General features: G+C 55.2%; 18 protein-coding genes. 9 read left to right on the top strand and 9 right to left on the bottom strand.

Going from position 1 to position 18,762, the window contains the following annotated elements:
• Nucleotides 1-38: 38 nt before the first annotated feature.
• Nucleotides 39-254 carry a hypothetical protein gene (locus tag DSM117340_RS05240; protein WP_089888425.1) on the top strand — a complete coding sequence of 72 codons (216 nt, stop codon included), beginning with the start codon at nucleotides 39-41 and terminating at the stop codon, nucleotides 252-254.
• A 9-nt stretch (nucleotides 255-263) separates the two neighbouring features.
• Here DSM117340_RS05240 and DSM117340_RS05235 read toward each other — a convergent pair whose 3' ends face one another.
• From DSM117340_RS05235 to DSM117340_RS05220, 4 genes are all read right to left on the bottom strand, one after another.
• Nucleotides 264-674, bottom strand: coding sequence for a TIGR01244 family sulfur transferase (locus tag DSM117340_RS05235; RefSeq protein ID WP_089888424.1), 411 nt, complete (start codon nucleotides 672-674; stop codon nucleotides 264-266).
• 12 nt (nucleotides 675-686) lie between these two features.
• The gene (locus DSM117340_RS05230; protein WP_089888422.1) at nucleotides 687-1,115 is read right to left on the bottom strand and encodes a DUF6691 family protein; all 429 of its coding nucleotides are present in this window, start codon (nucleotides 1,113-1,115) and stop codon (nucleotides 687-689) included.
• Nucleotides 1,115-1,540, bottom strand: a complete 426-nt coding sequence (locus DSM117340_RS05225) for a YeeE/YedE thiosulfate transporter family protein (protein WP_089888420.1) — start codon at nucleotides 1,538-1,540, stop codon at nucleotides 1,115-1,117. The genes DSM117340_RS05230 and DSM117340_RS05225 overlap by 1 nt, the downstream gene beginning before the upstream one ends.
• 71 nt (nucleotides 1,541-1,611) lie before the next feature.
• Nucleotides 1,612-2,475 carry an MBL fold metallo-hydrolase gene (locus DSM117340_RS05220; protein WP_089888418.1) on the bottom strand — a complete coding sequence of 288 codons (864 nt, stop codon included), beginning with the start codon at nucleotides 2,473-2,475 and terminating at the stop codon, nucleotides 1,612-1,614.
• A gap of 158 nt (nucleotides 2,476-2,633) precedes the next feature.
• On the opposite strand from DSM117340_RS05220, the gene DSM117340_RS05215 reads away from it, so the two are divergent.
• Nucleotides 2,634-4,736 carry an enoyl-CoA hydratase/isomerase family protein gene (locus tag DSM117340_RS05215; RefSeq protein ID WP_089888416.1) on the top strand — a complete coding sequence of 701 codons (2,103 nt, stop codon included), beginning with the start codon at nucleotides 2,634-2,636 and terminating at the stop codon, nucleotides 4,734-4,736.
• Here the strand turns inward: DSM117340_RS05215 and DSM117340_RS05210 are convergent.
• The 5 genes from DSM117340_RS05210 to DSM117340_RS05190 form a co-directional block, all read right to left on the bottom strand.
• A complete protein-coding gene (locus tag DSM117340_RS05210) occupies nucleotides 4,722-5,843 on the bottom strand; it encodes a FliM/FliN family flagellar motor switch protein (protein ID WP_177170624.1) in 1,122 nt (373 codons plus the stop codon). The genes DSM117340_RS05215 and DSM117340_RS05210 overlap by 15 nt on opposite strands.
• A gap of 92 nt (nucleotides 5,844-5,935) precedes the next feature.
• Nucleotides 5,936-8,545, bottom strand: a complete 2,610-nt coding sequence (locus DSM117340_RS05205; RefSeq protein ID WP_089889052.1) for an ATP-binding protein — start codon at nucleotides 8,543-8,545, stop codon at nucleotides 5,936-5,938.
• Nucleotides 8,546-8,613: 68 nt separating this feature from the next.
• Nucleotides 8,614-8,952: a hypothetical protein gene (locus tag DSM117340_RS05200; protein WP_245724362.1), complete on the bottom strand. Its 339-nt coding sequence runs from the start codon at nucleotides 8,950-8,952 to the stop codon at nucleotides 8,614-8,616.
• Entirely contained in the window at nucleotides 8,949-9,317 is a 369-nt protein-coding gene (locus DSM117340_RS05195) for a response regulator (RefSeq protein ID WP_089888413.1), read from the bottom strand. Before DSM117340_RS05195 ends, DSM117340_RS05200 begins: the two co-directional genes overlap by 4 nt.
• A gap of 113 nt (nucleotides 9,318-9,430) precedes the next feature.
• Nucleotides 9,431-10,744 carry a helix-turn-helix transcriptional regulator gene (locus DSM117340_RS05190; RefSeq protein WP_089888411.1) on the bottom strand — a complete coding sequence of 438 codons (1,314 nt, stop codon included), beginning with the start codon at nucleotides 10,742-10,744 and terminating at the stop codon, nucleotides 9,431-9,433.
• A gap of 218 nt (nucleotides 10,745-10,962) precedes the next feature.
• On the opposite strand from DSM117340_RS05190, the gene DSM117340_RS05185 reads away from it, so the two are divergent.
• The 7 genes from DSM117340_RS05185 (at nucleotide 10,963) to DSM117340_RS05155 (ending at nucleotide 18,759) form a co-directional block, all read left to right on the top strand.
• Nucleotides 10,963-12,309, top strand: coding sequence for a substrate-binding protein (locus DSM117340_RS05185; protein ID WP_089888410.1), 1,347 nt, complete (start codon nucleotides 10,963-10,965; stop codon nucleotides 12,307-12,309).
• A 90-nt stretch (nucleotides 12,310-12,399) separates the two neighbouring features.
• Entirely contained in the window at nucleotides 12,400-13,431 is a 1,032-nt protein-coding gene (locus tag DSM117340_RS05180; RefSeq protein WP_089888408.1) for a branched-chain amino acid ABC transporter permease, read from the top strand.
• Nucleotides 13,432-13,434: 3 nt separating this feature from the next.
• The gene (locus DSM117340_RS05175) at nucleotides 13,435-14,628 is read left to right on the top strand and encodes a branched-chain amino acid ABC transporter permease (protein WP_089888407.1); all 1,194 of its coding nucleotides are present in this window, start codon (nucleotides 13,435-13,437) and stop codon (nucleotides 14,626-14,628) included.
• Between the two features lie 11 nt (nucleotides 14,629-14,639).
• Nucleotides 14,640-15,395 (top strand): ABC transporter ATP-binding protein, encoded by a 756-nt coding sequence (locus DSM117340_RS05170; protein WP_089888405.1) that lies wholly within the window; start codon nucleotides 14,640-14,642, stop codon nucleotides 15,393-15,395.
• Between the two features lie 12 nt (nucleotides 15,396-15,407).
• Nucleotides 15,408-16,163, top strand: a complete 756-nt coding sequence (locus DSM117340_RS05165) for an ABC transporter ATP-binding protein (RefSeq protein WP_089888404.1) — start codon at nucleotides 15,408-15,410, stop codon at nucleotides 16,161-16,163.
• A gap of 85 nt (nucleotides 16,164-16,248) precedes the next feature.
• Nucleotides 16,249-18,195, top strand: a complete 1,947-nt coding sequence (gene acs, locus DSM117340_RS05160) for an acetate--CoA ligase (RefSeq protein WP_089888402.1) — start codon at nucleotides 16,249-16,251, stop codon at nucleotides 18,193-18,195.
• Between the two features lie 255 nt (nucleotides 18,196-18,450).
• On the top strand, nucleotides 18,451-18,759 hold the full coding sequence (locus DSM117340_RS05155) for a hypothetical protein (protein WP_089888400.1): 309 nt from the start codon (nucleotides 18,451-18,453) through the stop codon (nucleotides 18,757-18,759).
• Nucleotides 18,760-18,762 lie beyond the last annotated feature (3 nt).

Here is an 18,762-nt window from a genome sequence, read left to right as displayed (position 1 = left end):
TCATGCGCTAGGCGCTCTTCCAAGCAAAGGAGTGCCCCATGGAATACCTCGTTTATACAGGCGCAGCCCTGACTGTCTTGGGCCTCGTCGGCCTCATTTGGTCGATCTTCAAGGTCAACGCCGCGCGCCGTGAAAACCTATCAGATGAAGCCCTGCGCGCCCGCGTTCAGGCTGTTTTGCCATGGAACTTGGGCGCACTGGGTCTATCAGCCTTGGGCCTTGGCTGCGTGGTCGCAGGCGTGCTTCTGGGCTAATCTTGATGCCTATCCAAGCATCGGGCGCAGCTGGCTCAGATCATACCCTGCTCCAGCAGCCGCATCGATAATCTGGTCGGCAGGCAACACACCCGCTTGCCCAAGCGCCCAGACAACAGAACTCCGGTTGCCTGAGGCACAGTAGGCCAAAACCTTGCCCTCAGCATGAGCAAGAATGTCACGTTGGCGCTCAGAATTAGACGTCTCCAGAAGGCTTTGGTGCACCAGTGGATGAAAGTGAAAAGCAAGTCCCGCAGCTTTCGCTGCTTGTTCCATCACATCATGCTGAAGCTCAGGGCCAATCTCGCTGTCAGGACGGTTGCAAATCACATCACTAAAGCCGTGCTCAGCCAATTGAGCCATCGCCTCCGGAGTGATCTGGGGAGATACAAAATAGGTGTCAGTCACTTGATGAACCATGTCAGGCTCCTTTTATGCAGCAGTTGGGCGCTGAACAAAGCGCAAAATGTACGGCGTAAGCCACATGCCGACGAGCATCGCAGCAAAAAACACCCAATGAAAAGTCCCGCCATAGCCAAGCGAGGCAATCGCAGGGCCCGGACAAAGCCCAGCAAGACCCCACCCTGCCCCGAACAGAAGCGATCCAAAGGCCAAACGTCGATCAATCTCCACAGGCGGTTGCGGAGGAAACTGCGCCGCAGTGACTGGGCGCCGCCCCTTCGTGAGCCGCCAAGCGATAAACATGGGTACAATCGCACCACCAAGGACAAAGGCCAGTGTCGGATCCCAGTTCCCGAAGATATCGAGCCAACCTTGGACCTTGCTCGTGTCGGTCATTCCAGAAATAAACAGGCCAGCACCAAAGAGCGCGCCTGACAAAAGTGAAAACAGAACCCGCATCAGATCACCTCCCAAACATGACGAAAGAGCAAAACGCTCACCCCGCCAGCAAGCAGGTAAAACAAGGTTGCCATGATCCCGCGAAGCGAAAGCCGCGAAATCCCACACACGCCGTGCCCTGACGTACAGCCATTGGCCACACGCGTTCCGACTCCCACCAAGAGACCCGCCACAACAAGCACGACTGCGCTTTGGCTGATATGTGTGTCGACCTTCGTGAAAAGCGGATAGAGTACCAAAGGCATCAGAAATGTGCCGGCGAGGAACGCGAGCCGCTCAAGCCAATCATGGCGCCCGGTTCCGTCAACCAAGCCACCAAGGATGCCACTGGCGCCCATGATCCGCCCATTGCCCCACAGCAGCACTGCACCGCCAAGTCCGATAAGAAGCCCGCCACCGAGCCCCCAGATCCAATCTGGTTCCATTTTCACGTTTCCTTTTGTCCTGTTGGTTTGGCCCGTTCGCATGAGCCAATATCTTGTCTCGCCTATGAGAGCTATATTTTGTTGACGGGAACTTTCAAAAAGACGTCCCCCTGCTCGTCCGCAGGCGGCATCTGCCCTGCTCGCATATTAACCTGCAACGACGGAATGATCAGCTTTGGCATCGCCAATGTTGCATCCCGCTCATCGCGCATTTTTACAAACTCGCCCTTTGAACGCCCTTCACCCACATGGATGTTGGCCGCTTTTTGCTCGCCCACAGTTGTCTCCCAAGCAAACTCGTCGCGCCCGGGAGCTTTGTAATCATGTCCCACAAAAATGCGTGTCTCCTCAGGCAAGCTGAGAATTTTCTGTACAGATTCAAAGAGAACATCCGACGACCCACCAGGAAAGTCGCAACGTGCGGTCCCAAAGTCGGGCATGAAGAGTGTGTCGCCGACGAAGGCAGCGTCACTGATCACATATGTCATGCAAGCGGGCGTGTGCCCGGGTGTGTGCAAGACATCGCCGCGCAACTGCCCGATCTGAAAGCTATCGCCTTCTTGAAACAGCTGGTCAAATTGGCTGCCATCCCGCTGAAACTCTGTGCCTTCGTTGAACACCTTGCCAAAGGTATCTTGCACAGCAACAATCTGCGCGCCAATTCCGATCTTGCCGCCCACACGCTCCTGCAAATAGGGCGCAGCCGAGAGGTGATCAGCATGCACATGGCTTTCGAGAAGCCATTCCACTTTGAGACCTTCTTGCTCAACATATGCAATCACCGCATCCGCCGATCGCGTATCTGTGCGCCCAGAGGCATAGTCAAAGTCCAAAACAGAATCGATGATCGCGCAAGCGCTTCCCGAAGGGTCTTTCACCACATAGGAAATCGTGTTGGTCGCGTCGTCAAAAAACCCTTTTACTTCGGCTTTCATCTTGCCCTCCTTGGCCAGTCTTGGTGTCTGCCATATAATATATTCAAAATATGCTATATGTCAAACACTCTCGTCAACCTTTTCCAAAGGGACGCTAAAGCTTGCCAATAGCAGCGTAGGGCGGCAAACTCAGTTTATTAAAGGAACGGAGCATCGCTGTGATACGCCCGCCAAGTGCATTTATCTCAACTAAAATAGGCAATCATGTCGCCGTTTTAACCCTCACACGCCCTGCCGCAGGCAGATTTTCCCAAAGTTTACGCGCCGAGCTTGAGACCGTGCTCTCAGAGATCTTCACAACACCTGATATTGACGCAATCGTTATCACAGGTGAAGGCGCGGCGTTCGATATTGACCTGCCCTTAGCTGAGCGCCAGCTTGGCCAAGCTAGCCCAAGCCTTGATGTGCTCACCACCCTAATCAGCAATGCGCCAATGCCTGTCGTAGCCGCATTGCGCGGACGTATTGCCGATGCAGGGCTTGAGCTTGCCCTCGCCGCTCAGGCGCGTGTTATTCATCATGCCAGCCGTGTTTGCCTGCCAAGCCTTCAGCTCGGACAACTTCCGAGTGCAGCGGCCATCTACACCCTCACAACAACACTCGGCCCGCGCTACAGCATCAAACTTCTCGAAACCCTAGCAGACATTCCCATCTCCCAACCCCATCTCGCGCCACTCTTCGATAAAGTCGTCGTTCAAAACGTCGTTGGTGAGGCGGCCGAGCTTGCACGAAACCTCTACGCAACCCCAAAGAAACGCACCCCTGCGCTGGCGGACCCAATCCGCTATCAAGCCGAAATAAATGCCATGCGCCAAGAGCGCTCCAACCCAACAGTGGCGTCTGCGCAAAAAGAGGCAGCCCTTGCAGCTTTGGAAGCCATTCAGCTCCTACCGAAAAGCGCAGCGCTACGGTTTGCAGGCATCCAGAATGAAGATCTCCAACAAACACACCTGTCACGCAGCAAGACCTATCGCCGCGCGGCAAAGCTCGCGGGCCTGCGCGGTCATCCGAACACCCCTGCGCCAGCCAGTCTCACCCTCGTAGGGACAGGCAAACAAGCTCGCAGCATCACCCTCCACGCCATGCGCGCAAAACTGCCTGTCCAGATTATCACCTTAGCAAACGAAAGTTTTGCCGCCTTCCAGAACGTCATTGAAGAAGAGTTGAGAAGACGCGTTGCCCGCAGGATGCTGCCAGTCAGCCAAGTCGAAACGAGTATGAATTTACTGTCCGAAGGGGCTGGGTTTGAAAGTCTAAAATCATCTGACTTTGTCATTGAGTGCGCCACACAGACGGGTGGAAACGCATTCAATGAGATCAGCGGCTTAATCAAACAAATCAAAGCACATTGTGCCGAGAACACAGTCCTTCTGCTCACGTCAGGGATGCGCAGCGGTGCAGCTGAGTTCAGCGAGTTGATGACGCCGAAAGTCGCCGCCCTGCAACTTCACCCAGACATCGGCAGCGGAGAACTTGCGGAAATTGCGCTAAAGCCTGAGTTTGCGCGCACAGAGCGTCATCAAGCGCCGATGTTATCCGCGCTCAGGCGTCTCGGAATCACGCCCTCATTTCAGGCTGCCCAAAACGGCTTGGTCTCTTCGCGCCTCTTTACGGCGCTATGTCTCGCAGCCGAAGAAGCCGTGGCACAAGGCGCGCGTCCAGAGGACGTAGATGCCGCCTTGCCCTGTCGGGTAAAGCCCTATGCCGCACAAAACGCCGAGGGCCAGCGCGCCCAACCGTTTCGGATAAACGCGTTTTTTGGCGATGTTTTGGAAAGCGCTGCCCCAGGCCTCAATGCGGCATTTCTCAAGGCTGGCTTTGAGGGCGGCAAAGGCACATCAGCTTTTGATCCATCACGTAGCAAACTCACAGAGGAAGCCTATAAGACGGTTGCCCATTGGCGCAGCCAAATTAGCCAGACGGGTTATGGCCCCCCCCCCGAGCCCCCAAGAGGGAACGAAGTGGCGCTTCTTGCGACAGTCGCACTCTATGCAGCTGGATCACGCTTGATCGAAGCAGGCATAGTGGCAACGCCGTGGGAGCTGGATCAGATAGCAACCGCAACACTTGGTTTTACGCCAGATTATGGCGGCCCCTTCTTTGAGGCTGAAGCCATGGGACTTACCAGTTTTCAAATGTCTCTGCGCAGGCTCAAGCCCCTGCGCCCAGAATTCTTTGCAGAACCTGATCGGCTGCGAGACATGATCAAAAATGGTGAAAGCTTCACAAAACCTGGCCAAGGCACCTCAGCCTACTTGTGAAACATCTTCCTCTAGCCCGCTGAGTTGCTCAAAAGGATCTGTCGTGCCCCCCTCCGCCTCAAACCCTGGCAAATCGCTTAGGTCAGGCAAATCATCGACGGTGATTGGTTGCATCGGCGATTTCGCTGACAAACCTGAATACGCCTCCTGCAAGGCATCCTCCGCCAGCCAAACATCTGTCTCCCCCATAGGCTCAAACGGTGTCTTGATCTGCGCTCTAGCGCCAAACTGCAACTTCAAAGCGCGCATCCCGTCTTGCTTGCCCAGCTTACAAGGGCCCAAGCTCGTGGCCCCGACACCCATATCAAGTTCGACCCGCGCCAAAGCCCCCGCTCCAAAGCGAAGCTGCTCCCCAACCTTCAAATTGGAGAGTTCACCCAATGTCATTTGGCGACGGTGAATCACAGCGCGTACAACCGCTCTGGCTTCCATCAACGCTCCATCGCGCAGCCGCCTAACGTCCTGCGTCTCAGCCGTTTTGGAGGCCGCCTTTACCTGTGTCGCGTTCACGCTCTCTGGGGTACCGATCGGCAGACACAGAACCAATTCACCCCGCTTCACACCACTTTCAAGCTCAATCTGCGCCCGCAGTACTCGATAGTCAGGAACCTCCAGCAAAAGACCCAGGTGCCGCTTGCTTTCAATGCGTGCGCCAAATGCAAACCCTTCGGTCAGCGCACGATCTTTTATGCTGAGTTCCTCGCTCATGCCTTCAAGAACCCGCGTAATATAAGGGGCAATCAGTGCCGCATCCGTCGCAGTGGCAGCACGGCTTGCACCGACACGCTCACTGACACGTCCAATTGTCTGTTTCTCAACGATGCCGTTTACCAACGGCAGATCGATCCCCATGACACCCAATGCGCCCTGCGGTCCATCCAGCAAAACAAACAGCATTTCCGCCTCAACCGAGCGCATTAGGGCTTCTTGGCTCAGCTGCTCTTCGAAGACATCAGAGACACTCACAGCCAACTCAAACAATGTTTCAGCCGCACGCGACAAAGACAGACGCATCGCGCGCGCAGCCGACATCAACCGCGCTTTGCGCTCTTCGAGCCCTGCCCGCGCCTTTCGGCGCAAAACGTCATTTGCACTGATTTCGCCCATAGCCTCCGCCGCCATTCTTTGCGGTGTGTGTCCCTCGGGTCTAGCGCCAATCCGTTACCATCTTCTTATCAAACGAGATTAATAAGGGCTGTTCAGCCTTTTTCGCCTAGAGGTAAAGACACCCTAAACGCGGTCCCACCCTGCCCGGGCAAATAGCTAATTGTGCCGCCAAGACGCTCCATAACCTCACGACAAATCGCAAGACCAAGCCCCGCTCCACTCTCTCGATCATCACCTAAACGGGAGAATTTCTCAAAAATAACCCGCTGGTCGTCGCGCGTGATCCCTGTTCCATTATCCACAAAGTCGACATTCAAGCGCCCGTCTTTCGCCCGTGCAATGATCTTGAGAGTCGGATTAGGCGCGGCACAGTACTTTTGAGCATTGGCAATCAGATTGATGAAAACTTGGCTTAGACGGTCAAGATCTGTATTGAGCACAACCTGTTCTCGCTCCCGCCGCCGCACGATCTCTAGCTTCCCAGACAGCCCGACAGCAGACACCGCCCGATCTAGGACATCAACGAGTGGGCCTTGCTCAACATTCATCGAGACTTGGCCATTTTCCAGAACGCTCAAATCAAGAAGATCGTCCAAAAGACGCGTGAGACGCACTGACTCACTATTAATGATTGAACTGTATTTGCTCTGTTCTTGGCTTGTCAGCCCTTCCCCATCGCGCAAAATTTCAGAAAACGCACGGATCGATGTCATAGGCGTGCGCAGCTCATGGCTGATCTGGCTTAAAAACGCATCTTTCTGATGCGAAAGCTCGGTCAGCTTTTCGTTTGCTTCTCGAAGCTGTCGCGCCGTACGGATGAGTTCTTCGGATTTGGCTTCAAGCTGGCTCGAATACTCCATGATTTGCGCCGCCTCATCCGCCACAGCGATCAGATCATCCACTGAGACAGCCGCACCGCCAACAATCTGTCCAACCATGGCATGCGCGGTTGCGGCGCCAACAGAGCCAGACAATTCGCGCTCCAACTGGTTGAGAAACTCAGGTGTTGGTTCTGGCAAATAGCCTTCAAGCCCCTGCGCACGCGCCACGCGTCGAAACAGACTCTGCGCTTGAGTTGCACCAATGATCCGCTGCGCCATAAGCAACAGATCTTCACTTTGCACCATCCCACCGCGCCAGCGCTGCCCACGTGTTGAGTGTCGAAACACATCGACAATCTGCGCGCCCTGCAAGCGTTCGAGCGGCGCGGGAAAGCTCACGAGAGATACGACAATAAATGCCAAAGTATTCAGACTAAGACTCCAAAAAACCGCGTGTACAAGCGGATCCAATCCCTCAAATCCAAACAAAGCTTGCGGTCTGAGTGCACCGATGCCCCAAGGACCTTCAGAAAAGACAGACGCCGAGAGCGCCGCATCAGGCCCAAAGCTTGGCAAAAACATCGTCCAAATCCAGATGGAAAAGCCCAAAAGAAGACCCGCCACCGCACCGTTTCGGGTTGAGCCACGCCAAAACAACCCCCCCAGCAAAGCCGGCAAAAACTGCGATACCCCTGCAAAAGACACAAGACCAATCGCAGCCAGAGCCGCCCCGCCGCCAGAGACGCGATAATAAACATAGCCCAAAAATACGACGCCAATGATCGAGAACCGCCGCGACAGCAGCACCACATTTCGCAAATCCCCTGACATAAGGGCTCCGCCGCCCATCAGCCGCAACCAGATCGGCATCACGATATGGTTGGACACCATCGTCGAGAGCGCAATGGCCGCAACAATCACCATCGAGGTGGCTGAGGAAAACCCACCCAGAAAAGACATCACGGCAAGTCCCGTATTTCCTGACGTCAGCGGGATCGACAGAACATAAAGATCAGGATTTGTCCCCTCAGGCAGAATACTGCGCCCAACAACAGCGATCGGCACAATGAACAGACTGATCAACAAAAGATAGGTCGGGAAGGCCCAAGCGGCAAAGCGCAGGTGACGCTCATCGTCATTTTCCACAACCAAGACCTGAAACATCCTTGGCAGCGTCAAAAATGCCGCCGCAGACAGCGCGGTAAGCGCAACCCACCGAGAGGGTGCAATCTCCCATGTGGCAATCTCGCTGGCTTCAATCTGAGAAATCACTTTGGTCAGCCCGCCCCCAAGCCCCCAGACGACGAACACACCAACAGCTAGAAGCGCCAACAGCTTGACGACAGCCTCAAGCGCAATCGCCATCACAACCCCATGGTGGCGCTCGTTCACATCAAGATTACGCGTGCCAAACAGCACAGTAAAAAGCGCTAGCCCAGTGGCGACCCAAAATGCTGTGGCCTCGCTGTTTCCCAAGGTGGGGCCCGCATCGCCTGGCCCAGCCGCTGCAAACGCAGAAAACGACAACGTGACCGACTGCAATTGAAGTGCAATATATGGCGTGGTCCCTGCAACAGCCATCAAGGTGATCATCACAGCCAGTGTGTTGGATTTCCCAAAGCGGTTGGAAATAAGATCAGCAATCGAAGTGATCCGCTGCGCACGGCCGACTCGCACCAGCTTGCGCAACACCCACCACCAGCCAATCATCACAAGGCTCGGGCCAATGTAAATCGTCAAATACTCAAGCCCAGAGCGCGCAGCAAACCCGACTGCCCCGTAAAATGTCCAGGCGGTACAGTAGATCGAAAGCGAAAGCGTGTAGACGATCGGCGACTGAAGCCAGCGCCCCCGCCCGCGTTTGGCGGCCCGCTCGGCCATAAATGCAACAAAGAACAAGAGCGCAGCATAGGCTGCGCAAATGAGCGCTAGAATATTGACGGCGGTATTCAAAGTTCTGCGTCTTCTTTAAGAGCGTTGGCGGACTGTGCATCCGCCTCACCACGCAAGCGTCGGCTCAAAAGCGCGCCACCCAAGATCATCACAGCCCATACACTAAAGAGATAACCCATTGCGCCGACATTACTTTTGGCAGCGCCTGTCCAAATGATCGGCAATACAAAGCAAATCACGCCCAAGATGGGCCACAATCGAATCGCATCCACAGCACGCCGCTCGCGATATGTGTCTTTTGGCAAGAAGAGCTGGCCCTCTGACGGCCTGCGCCGCGCAGAGCTCAGAGAAGGTTTCGCGGCCAGTGTCGCCGTTGAGGCAGCACGCTCTGTCACGCGCCCGCGAGCTCTCGCACAGCGGCCAAAACGTCAGAGTTTGAAAACGGCTTGGTCATAAAGAGACTTGCACCCAGTTCCATCGCGCGCTCTCGGTCTTTTGTTTGTCCCCGCGCAGTCAGCATCATGACAGGCGTCTCACCAAGCGTCTTATGACTTCGAATATCGCGTAAAATATCAAACCCGCTGCGCCCCGGCAGCATTACATCCAGCACTATCAAATCAGGTGCTTTGCTTTCCAGTGCCGCCAGCGCGGTATCTCCGTTAGAGTGTGTATGCACTCCCCACCCATCCCGAGACAAAATAAAACTTATTGCCTCAATGATGTTCGGTTCATCTTCGACCAGAACCACGGTTTTCCCCATATTATCGTCCCTCCCCTGACGCCCCCCGCGCGGGTTATCGCTGGGGTAGAACCTTTATCACCACAAAAGGTGCGCCTGTCAAAAGCAGAACGCGAGTTCAATGCATCGCGGCCTTAAAAGCGAACCGAAACAATCGAGGGTTCGCGCCTTGCCGCGCAGCTCTCTCGCGGACAAATACGACAGCTCGCACCGATCAACCGTCCAGCGCTTTCACGTCCTTGCCCCTGCCCCTCCAGATTAGCAGGCGCAATCAGCATCGTCGCCTCTAAAAGCGGATCCGCCCCATAGTCCGTGCTCAAGACAGCTTGCGCCACTGCATAGGTATCAAAGAGCGCCTCACTCATCCCACCTCGGCCAGGCATCAAGACCCGCTGCGACAAAGGCATCATTGGACGGCTCAAGGCTTGAAACAAGGGCCAGAGCGGGCAAAGCGCCCCAAATCGTGGTATAGAAAACCCATCGGTTGGCTTGCGATACAACATTGTCCCTGATGCATCGCAGACAACAAGCCCAAAGCCATGCTCGGGCAATGTCGCCAAGCGGCGCATGACACTGGCCAGATCCTGCCCCAAAAGAGTGGAGAGCCGCAAAGGATCAGGCCCTTGTTGTTCAATCGCTGCACGGATTGTGGCAAGCGGCATACGCTCGGCATCCTCCACGTAACAATCAAGGTATTTTCCAGCGATCGCCAGCGCGCTGGACGATTTTATTTGCACTGCACCGCTCAAATAGCTCTCAACCGCACCCGCACGCCCCTCTTCAAGAGCGGGAAAGTGCCACCCGTAGGCACTCAAAAATCCGGCCACCTCTTCTTGTGGCGAGCCAACTTCGCTCTGGGTATCGCTGGCGCCATCCAGAAACCCGACCAAAGCTTGCGCTCGGTCTGCAAGACGACCTGCATCTTCATTGATGTTTCGGTGGAAACGGTCGCGCCACTCTGGTTCAATCTCTCGGGTGTCTGACAAAATAGAGGCCGTCGAGCGGATCGCCGTCACAGTCGACAGAACCTCATGCAGCGTTGCCGCCAAGTGAGGATCATGGGTCAGGCGGTCTGTCAGCGTCTCAACATTGCGCTCAAGTTCATCAATACGCCGCCCCGCGCGGATCACAAGATTGGCCCAACCTGGAAACCGGTTTGCAAAATCCGCGCTCGAAGCTACGCCAATCTCTTCCCCGAGCCGCGCCGCCACGTTGCCAAGCCGAGCAATCACTTCTTGCTCTGCCCCCTCCGCCAAAAGCGAAGGATCAACCTCAAGTCGGTGCGCCAAAGACTGTAGCAGCTTGCCTCCGATTCTACGGCGGTTGTGCTCAATTAGATTAAGATAAGAGGGAGATATGCCCACATCTAGGGCCAAATCGGCCTGTCTCAGCCCCTGAGCAATGCGCCGCTCTCTGATGCGACTGCCGGCAAGTGTGCGCGTGGCCATGGCAATTCTCTCATAGTTTCAACATGTTTCTGCATCGCAACATAAACAAATTTACAAAACGCGCAAATGCTCTGTTCAGTAATTTACAAAACTTTTGTTATGTCAAAATGCCTTGTTGCGTAATTTTCGGTCGCTCATGCATATTGTATTTGCACAAACGTGCCTGTGGGGGAGCGCAGGAGGAGGCTCTTCCCCATCAATCGTAACGGGAGGAATCTATGTCCACATCCAACTTTACACGTCGTGGCGTGCTTAAGACGAGTGCCTATCTCGGCGCTGGCGTCGCAATGCCCACAATCTTTACAGCCTCATCGGCTGCTGCCTACATGAACGAGCCAAAGGGTGGCACAGTCACACTTGGTTTTAACGTTCCACAGTCAGGCCCATACGCAGACGAAGGTGCCGACGAACTGCGCGCCTACGAACTTGCGGTCGAACACCTCAACGGTGGCGGCGATGGCGGCTTGATGAACACGTTCAGCTCGAAAGCCCTCAAAGGCAACGGCATCCTCGGCAAGAAAGTCGAATATGTCACAGGCGACACGCAGACAAAGTCTGACGCGGCCCGCGCCTCTGCAAAGTCAATGATTGAAAAAGACGGCGCTGTGATGATCACAGGCGGTTCGTCTTCAGGTGTTGCTGTTGCTGTTCAAGCGCTCTGCCAAGAAGCAGGCGTTATCTTCATGGCAGGCCTGACGCACTCAAACGACACGACAGGTAAAGACAAGAAGGCAAATGGCTTCCGCCACTTCTTCAACTCTTACATGTCAGGCGCAGCTCTCGCGCCCGTACTTCAGAAAATGTACGGCTCAGACCGTAAAGCCTACCACCTGACAGCAGACTACAACTGGGGTTACACCACAGAAGAAGCTGTTAAGTCGTCAACAGAAGCCATGGGCTGGGAAACAGTGAACGCGGTCAAAACACCGCTGACACAAACAGACTTCTCAAGCTACATCGCACCTGTTCTCCAGTCGGGCGCAGACGTTCTCGTTCTGAACCACTACGGCGGGAACATGGTAAACTCGCTGACAAACGCGGTTCAGTTCGGCCTGCGTGACAAGCAAGTTAACGGCAAGAACTTCGAAATCGTCGTTCCGCTCTACTCACGCCTGATGGCGAAGGGTGCTGGCGCCAACGTTAAGGGCATCTTCGGCTCAACAAACTGGCACTGGTCACTGACAGACGAAGGCTCAAAAGCATTCGTTAAGTCCTTCGGCGAAAAGTATGGCTTCCCGCCCTCACAGGCTGCTCACACATGCTACGTACAAGCCCTGCTCTATGCAGATGCTTGTGAGCGTGCCGGTACGTTCAACCCTTGTGGCGTTGTCGAAGCGCTTGAAGGCTTTGAGTTTGACGGTATGGGCAACGGCAAGACACTTTACCGTGCTGAAGATCACCAGTGCTTCAAAGACGTTCTCGTCGTGAAGGGTAAAGAGAACCCAACATCAGAGTTTGACCTTCTCGAAATCGTTGAAGTCACACCTGTTGATCAAGTTACTTATGCCCCTGATCACCCCCAGTTCGCTGGCGGCTCACTCGGCACATGTAACTCAGGCGCTTAATAGCTCCTATCATTTTAGGGCGAGCTTCGGCTCGCCCTAATCCTTCTGCCTCACGTCAAGGGGCTCTCCAAACACATCCGGGGTGGGACAATGGACGCAATCGTTCTGCAGATTCTGAACGGGCTCGACAAGGGCTCCGCCTACGCGCTAATCGCGCTGGGCCTGACACTAATTTTTGGCACGCTTGGCGTTGTCAACTTTGCGCACGGCGCATTGTTCATGATCGGCGCATTTTGCGCCGTCACGTTTTCACGCATTCTCACGTGGTCCCACACCGTCATCGACGAGACCAAGAAAGACTTCCTGGGCAACCCGCTCAAAGTCGAGGTGCCACACATTTACGACTGGTTCGGACAGACCACAGGCGATGCCATAATCGACTGGGCGGTTCCACTGTCACTCTTGTTCACGGTCCCTGTCATGCTCTTCGTGGGCTATGCCATGGAGCGCGGCTTGATCAAGCACTTCTACAAGCGTCCCCATGCTGACCAAATCCTTGTGACGTTCGGCCTCGCGATCGTTTTGCAAGAGGTGATCAAATACTACTACGGTGCAAACCCGATCCCGACACCCGCTCCTGCGGTCTTTGCAGGCAGCTTTGACTTCGGCGCGCTGCTGGGCTTTGAGGCAAACACGATCATCTACCCTTACTGGCGCCTCGTATACTTCGCCTTCGCCGCCGTGATCATCGGTGCTGTGTTCGCCTTCCTGCAGTTCACCACCTTCGGTATGGTTGTGCGCGCTGGTATGGCTGACCGCGAAACAGTCGGCCTGCTCGGCATCAACATCGACAAACGCTTCACCATCATGTTCGGCATAGCGGCCGCCGTGGCGGGGCTTGCGGGCGTTATGTATGCGCCAATCAACTCGCCTAACTATCACATGGGCATGGACTTCCTTGTCCTTAGCTTCGTTGTGGTTGTTGTGGGCGGTATGGGCTCACTGCCCGGCGCTGTGCTCGCAGGCTTCCTGCTCGGTATCCTCGAAAGCATCGCCTCTATGGCACAAGTGCTCGAATACCTCCCAGGCCTGAACCAGATCATTATCTATCTGGTCGCAATCATCATTCTACTCACGCGTCCACGTGGCCTTATGGGTCGCAAAGGCGTGATGGAGGACTAAGCCATGCTCGGACTAGACAAAAAAGACTTTAATCTCCTACTGATCGTGGCGTGCCTTACAATGCTCGCACCGTTCATCCTCAACCCCTTCCCTGAAGGCTCGGGCCTCGCCCAGTTCAATGCGGGCTATCCCGACTTGATGCAGCGTTTCGTGATCTTCGGGATCTTCGCAATCGGGTTTAACATCCTGTTCGGCCTGACAGGCTACCTCAGCTTCGGACACGCCGCCTTCCTCGGTGTCGGCTCCTACGCCGCGATCTGGATGATGAAGCTGCTCACAACGAATGTGATCCCAGCTATGATCATGGCGGTTGTGATCGCAGGTATCTTTGCCCTCGTCGTCGGCTACGTCAGCTTGCGTCGCTCAGGCATCTACTTCTCGATCCTGACCCTCGCATTTGCACAAATGTCCTTTGCGATGGCCTATTCAGTTCTCACTCCGATCACAGGCGGTGAAACAGGTCTCCAACTCAAGCTCGCCGATGCGCGCATCCTTGATGGCGCTCTGGAGGCCGGAGAACAGGCTCGTGCCAATATCTTTGGCCTGAACATGAGCTCTAGTGCTGAACTCTCGCTTGGCAGCTGGCTCTTTACGTTCAACGCGGGCTACTACCTCGCAGCCATCGTAATGCTTGTGGCCTTCTACCTCGCTATTCGCATCTTCCGCTCGCCTTTCGGCCTCATGCTCCGCGCGGTCAAATCAAACCAACAGCGCATGAACTACACAGGCCTTAATGCCCGCCCCTACACGCTCGCAGCCTTTGTTATCTCGGGCATGTACGCTGGTCTTGCAGGCGGTCTTATGGTTGCGATGGATACCCAGGTGGGCCCGGAGCGTATGTTCTGGACTGCCTCAGGTGAAGTTGTTCTGATGACAATCCTCGGCGGCGCAGGGACACTTATCGGCCCAGTACTTGGCGCAGGCTTGATCAAATACATGGAGAATATCCTCTCCAAGATCAACTCAGACATCCTGCACACATGGTTTGCCTTCCTGCCCGATGGGCTTGAAGACTTCATCATTACGCTGATCTACCCGTTCATCGGCAAAGGCTGGCACCTGACCCTCGGCATTATCTTCATGCTCGTGGTTATCTTCTTGCCAGGCGGACTTGTCGAAGGCGGACAACGCATCGCGAAGCTCTTCAAGCGCAAAGACGCGTCCGAAGACACCGCTCAATCAACACCTGCAGAATAAGGAAAGCTCCAATGGGAATTCTTGAAGTCAAGAACGTCGGCAAGCGCTTCGGTGGTCTGCAAGCGTTGAACGATGTAAACCTCAGCGTGGCAGAGAACACCTGCCACGCGATCATCGGCCCTAACGGCGCGGGCAAGTCCACCCTGCTCAACGTCTTTGTCGGAAAACTTATCCCCGACACAGGCTCCGTTATGTTCGACGGTCAGTCGGTACTCGGTCGCAAGCCTTTTGAAATCAATCAGATGGGCATCTCTCGTGTGTTCCAGACGCCAGAGATCTTTTCAGATCTCACCGTTATGGAAAACATGATGATCCCAGTGTTTGCAAAGCGTGATGGTGCATTCCGCATGCACGCAATTGAAGGCATGATGAGCGAAAAAGACATTGTCGAAAAAGCAGAGGCGATGCTCGAAGACATGGGTCTAGCCGATAAGCGTGGCATGCAAGCCTCTTCGATGTCTCGTGGCGACAAACGCCGCCTCGAAATCGCAATGTGCCTCAGCCAAGAGCCTCGCCTTCTGTTGCTCGATGAGCCGACAGCAGGCATGGCGCGCGCCGACACGAACAACACCATCGACCTTCTGAAGCAGATCAAAGAAGAGCGCGATATCACAATCGCAATCATCGAACACGATATGCACGTGGTCTTCTCATTGGCAGACCGGATCACCGTTCTGGCACAGGGCACACCCCTGGTCGAAGATCACCCAGAAAACATCAAAGGCCACCCGAAAGTGCGCGAAGCGTACCTCGGCGAAGCGGCATAAAGGAGAACTCAGATGAATGTGAAGCCCGACTTCTCCAAAGGCAAAAACTTTGCTGAAACCGCCCCCGCCTATCTCTCGGTCTGGGGCATGGAAAGCTATTATGGCGAAAGCTATATTGTTCAAAACATCAGCTTCAACGTCCATGAAGGCGAAATTCTCGCCCTCCTCGGTCGCAACGGCGCTGGCAAAACGTCGACCCTGCGCTCTATTGCGCGCATGGACGCACCGCAAGTAACACATGGTGAAATCTGGCTGGACCACCAGCCACTTCACAACATGTCAAGCTACCAAGCGGCTCAAGCGGGTATTGGCCTCGTTCCAGAAGACCGCTGCATCATTCCCGGCTTGACGGTTGAGGAAAACCTGCAGCTTGCCCAGATTGCTCCGCCCATCGGCTGGTCGCTTGATCGTCTTTATGAGCTTTTCCCACGCCTCAAAGAGCGCCGCAAACAAGAGGGTGTTACGCTCTCTGGTGGTGAACAACAGATGCTCGCCGTCGCACGCGCTCTTGCACGCGACATCAAGGTGCTTCTGCTTGATGAGCCATATGAAGGCCTCGCGCCAGTGATTGTGGACGAGATCGAAAAAACCCTGCGCATCATCAAAGAGCAAGGTATCACAACGATCCTCGTCGAACAAAACGCCGTACGTGCGCTAGAGCTCGCTGATCGCGCTGTGATTCTTGACACAGGCGGAATCGTCTTTGACGGATCTGCCGCAGAAGTGCTCGAGAACGCCGAGCTGCGCGCCGAGTATCTCGCCATCTAAGGCCTCTCCCCGGCCCGCCTGTCAGACCATTTCGCAACAGGCGGGCCACCAAGAGCCCCAACACAACGACAAATGGGAAACCGCTATGTCCAAAACTTACGCCCCTTCCGCTTCCATGGCCGCCAACGCCCACGTTGACGCCGCCAAATATGACGAGATGTATGCTGCATCCGTAAACAACCCAGACGCCTTCTGGGCCGAGCACGGCAAGCGTTTGGACTGGATCAAACCCTTCACCAAAGTGAAAAACGTCTCCTTTGAGCCGGGCAATATCGACATCAAATGGTTCGAGGACGGAACCCTCAATATCGCCGCAAACTGCGTCGACCGTCACCTCGCCACCCGCGGCAGCCAAACAGCGATCATCTTTGAACCAGATGATCCCAACGAGCCTGCCCAACACATCACCTATACCGAACTACACGGCCACGTTGGCAAAATGGCCAATGTTCTCAAGAATATGGGTGTCAGCAAGGGTGACCGCGTCATCATCTACATGCCGATGATTCCAGAAGCGGCCTATGCCATGCTCGCCTGCGCACGCATCGGTGCAATCCACTCGATCGTCTTTGCGGGCTTCTCGCCTGATGCTCTCGGCGCGCGCGTCAATGGCTGCCAAGCCAAAGTCGTGATCACAGCGGACCACGCTCCTCGCGGTGGCCGCAAGACCAAGCTCAAAGACAACGTCAACCAAGCGCTCTTGCATGATGTTGATGACGTCAAATGCCTCGTCGTCAAACGCACAGGCGATCAGGTCGCTTGGCGTGATGGGCTTGATTTTTGGTACCACGAAGAAATTGCCAAAGTCTCCGCCGACTGCCCTCCCGAGGAGATGAACGCAGAAGATCCCCTCTTCATCCTCTATACATCAGGCTCCACGGGTCAGCCAAAAGGCGTGGTCCACTGTTCTGGCGGCTATCTGGTATGGGCCTCTATGACCCAAGAGATCACCTTTGATTATCACGATGGCGACATCTACTGGTGCACAGCCGATGTCGGCTGGGTCACGGGCCACAGCTACATCGTTTATGGGCCGCTTGCGAACGGCGCAACAACGCTGATGTTTGAAGGCACCCCAACCTACCCAGACGCCTCCCGTTTCTGGCAGGTTTGCGAGAAGCACAAGGTCAACCAATTCTACACAGCCCCAACGGCTCTGCGCGCCCTTATGGGACAAGGCAATGAATTCGTTGAGAAATGTGACCTCAGCAGCCTCAAAGTCCTCGGCACGGTCGGTGAGCCAATCAACCCCGAAGCTTGGAACTGGTACAATGATGTCGTCGGCGGCGGCCGCTGCCCCATCGTTGACACGTGGTGGCAGACCGAGACTGGCGGCCACATGATGACCCCCCTGCCCGGCGCGCACGCGACAAAGCCAGGCGCGGCGATGAAGCCCTTCTTCGGCGTCCAGCCTGTCGTGCTTGAGCCAACATCTGGTGAAGAGATCGACACCTTCCCCACAGAAGGCGTGCTCTGTATGAAAGACAGCTGGCCTGGCCAGATGCGCACAGTCTGGGGCGATCATGAGCGCTTTGAAAAGACCTACTTCTCTGACTACAAAGGCTACTACTTCGCTGGTGACGGCTGCAAACGCGACGATGATGGCGACTACTGGATCACTGGCCGCGTCGATGACGTCATCAACGTATCAGGCCACCGCATGGGCACAGCCGAAGTGGAAAGCGCCCTCGTCGCTCACGCCGCCGTCGCCGAAGCTGCCGTGGTCGGTTATCCGCATGAGATCAAAGGCCAAGGCATCTATTGCTATGTCACGCTAATGAATGATGCAGAGCCTACTGAGGAGCTTCGTAAAGAGCTTCGCAACTGGGTTCGTCAAGAAATCGGCCCCATCGCCTCCCCTGATCTCATCCAATGGGCACCAGGGCTACCAAAGACCCGTTCAGGCAAAATCATGCGCCGTATTCTGCGCAAGATCGCTGAAAATGATTATGGCGCGTTGGGTGATATCTCGACACTCGCGGATCCTTCAGTTGTGGAAGAACTGATCGAAAACAGAATGAACCGCGCCTAAAAATCGCTCACACGAACGTAAAACCGCGCGAGGCCCACGCCTCAGCGCGGTTTTTTTGTTAAAAAGCAAGTCCTTAAGACGCCCTATCTCTGCTTCAAAATATCTTGGAGCAAAACCCGACGTCGTACCAGTGCCTCAAAATCCGATTGCGCCCCAAACTCGACAGGATTTTAGTCAACCCAGCATTCTTAACCCTCTGTTAGGATTTCAGGCAGATATTTGTTCGTGGTGGGGGCTCCATGATCGGAGCCAAAAATGTCCTTGGTAGAAAGTCTCGGCGCCGCGTCCCAAACACGCAGCGCAACAGCAACCGCAATGAGCGAGCGCCTCGCGCAATCTCAGGTCCAAAGTGCCGCGCCTGCCGTGGCCAAGACCGAGCTGCGAAGCGCAGTACAACAAAGCACGGCCACAAGCACGACACGTATTATGCTGGAAAGTCCGCCCAAAGAGGCTGCTCCCCCCCGCCGAAGCCTGCCCGTTGGTACGTCGACAGCCGCCTATCTCATTGAGATGCGTCTCTCCCAAGAGCTTGCCCAGCTTCAGGAAGAGCAGAAAAAAGAATAGCCA

It is taken from the genome of Lentibacter algarum (genome assembly GCF_040580765.1).
Lineage (GTDB): Bacteria > Pseudomonadota > Alphaproteobacteria > Rhodobacterales > Rhodobacteraceae > Lentibacter > Lentibacter algarum.
Note: the sequence above shows the minus strand (reverse complement) of the source record. Positions and strands in the feature narration are given on the sequence as shown.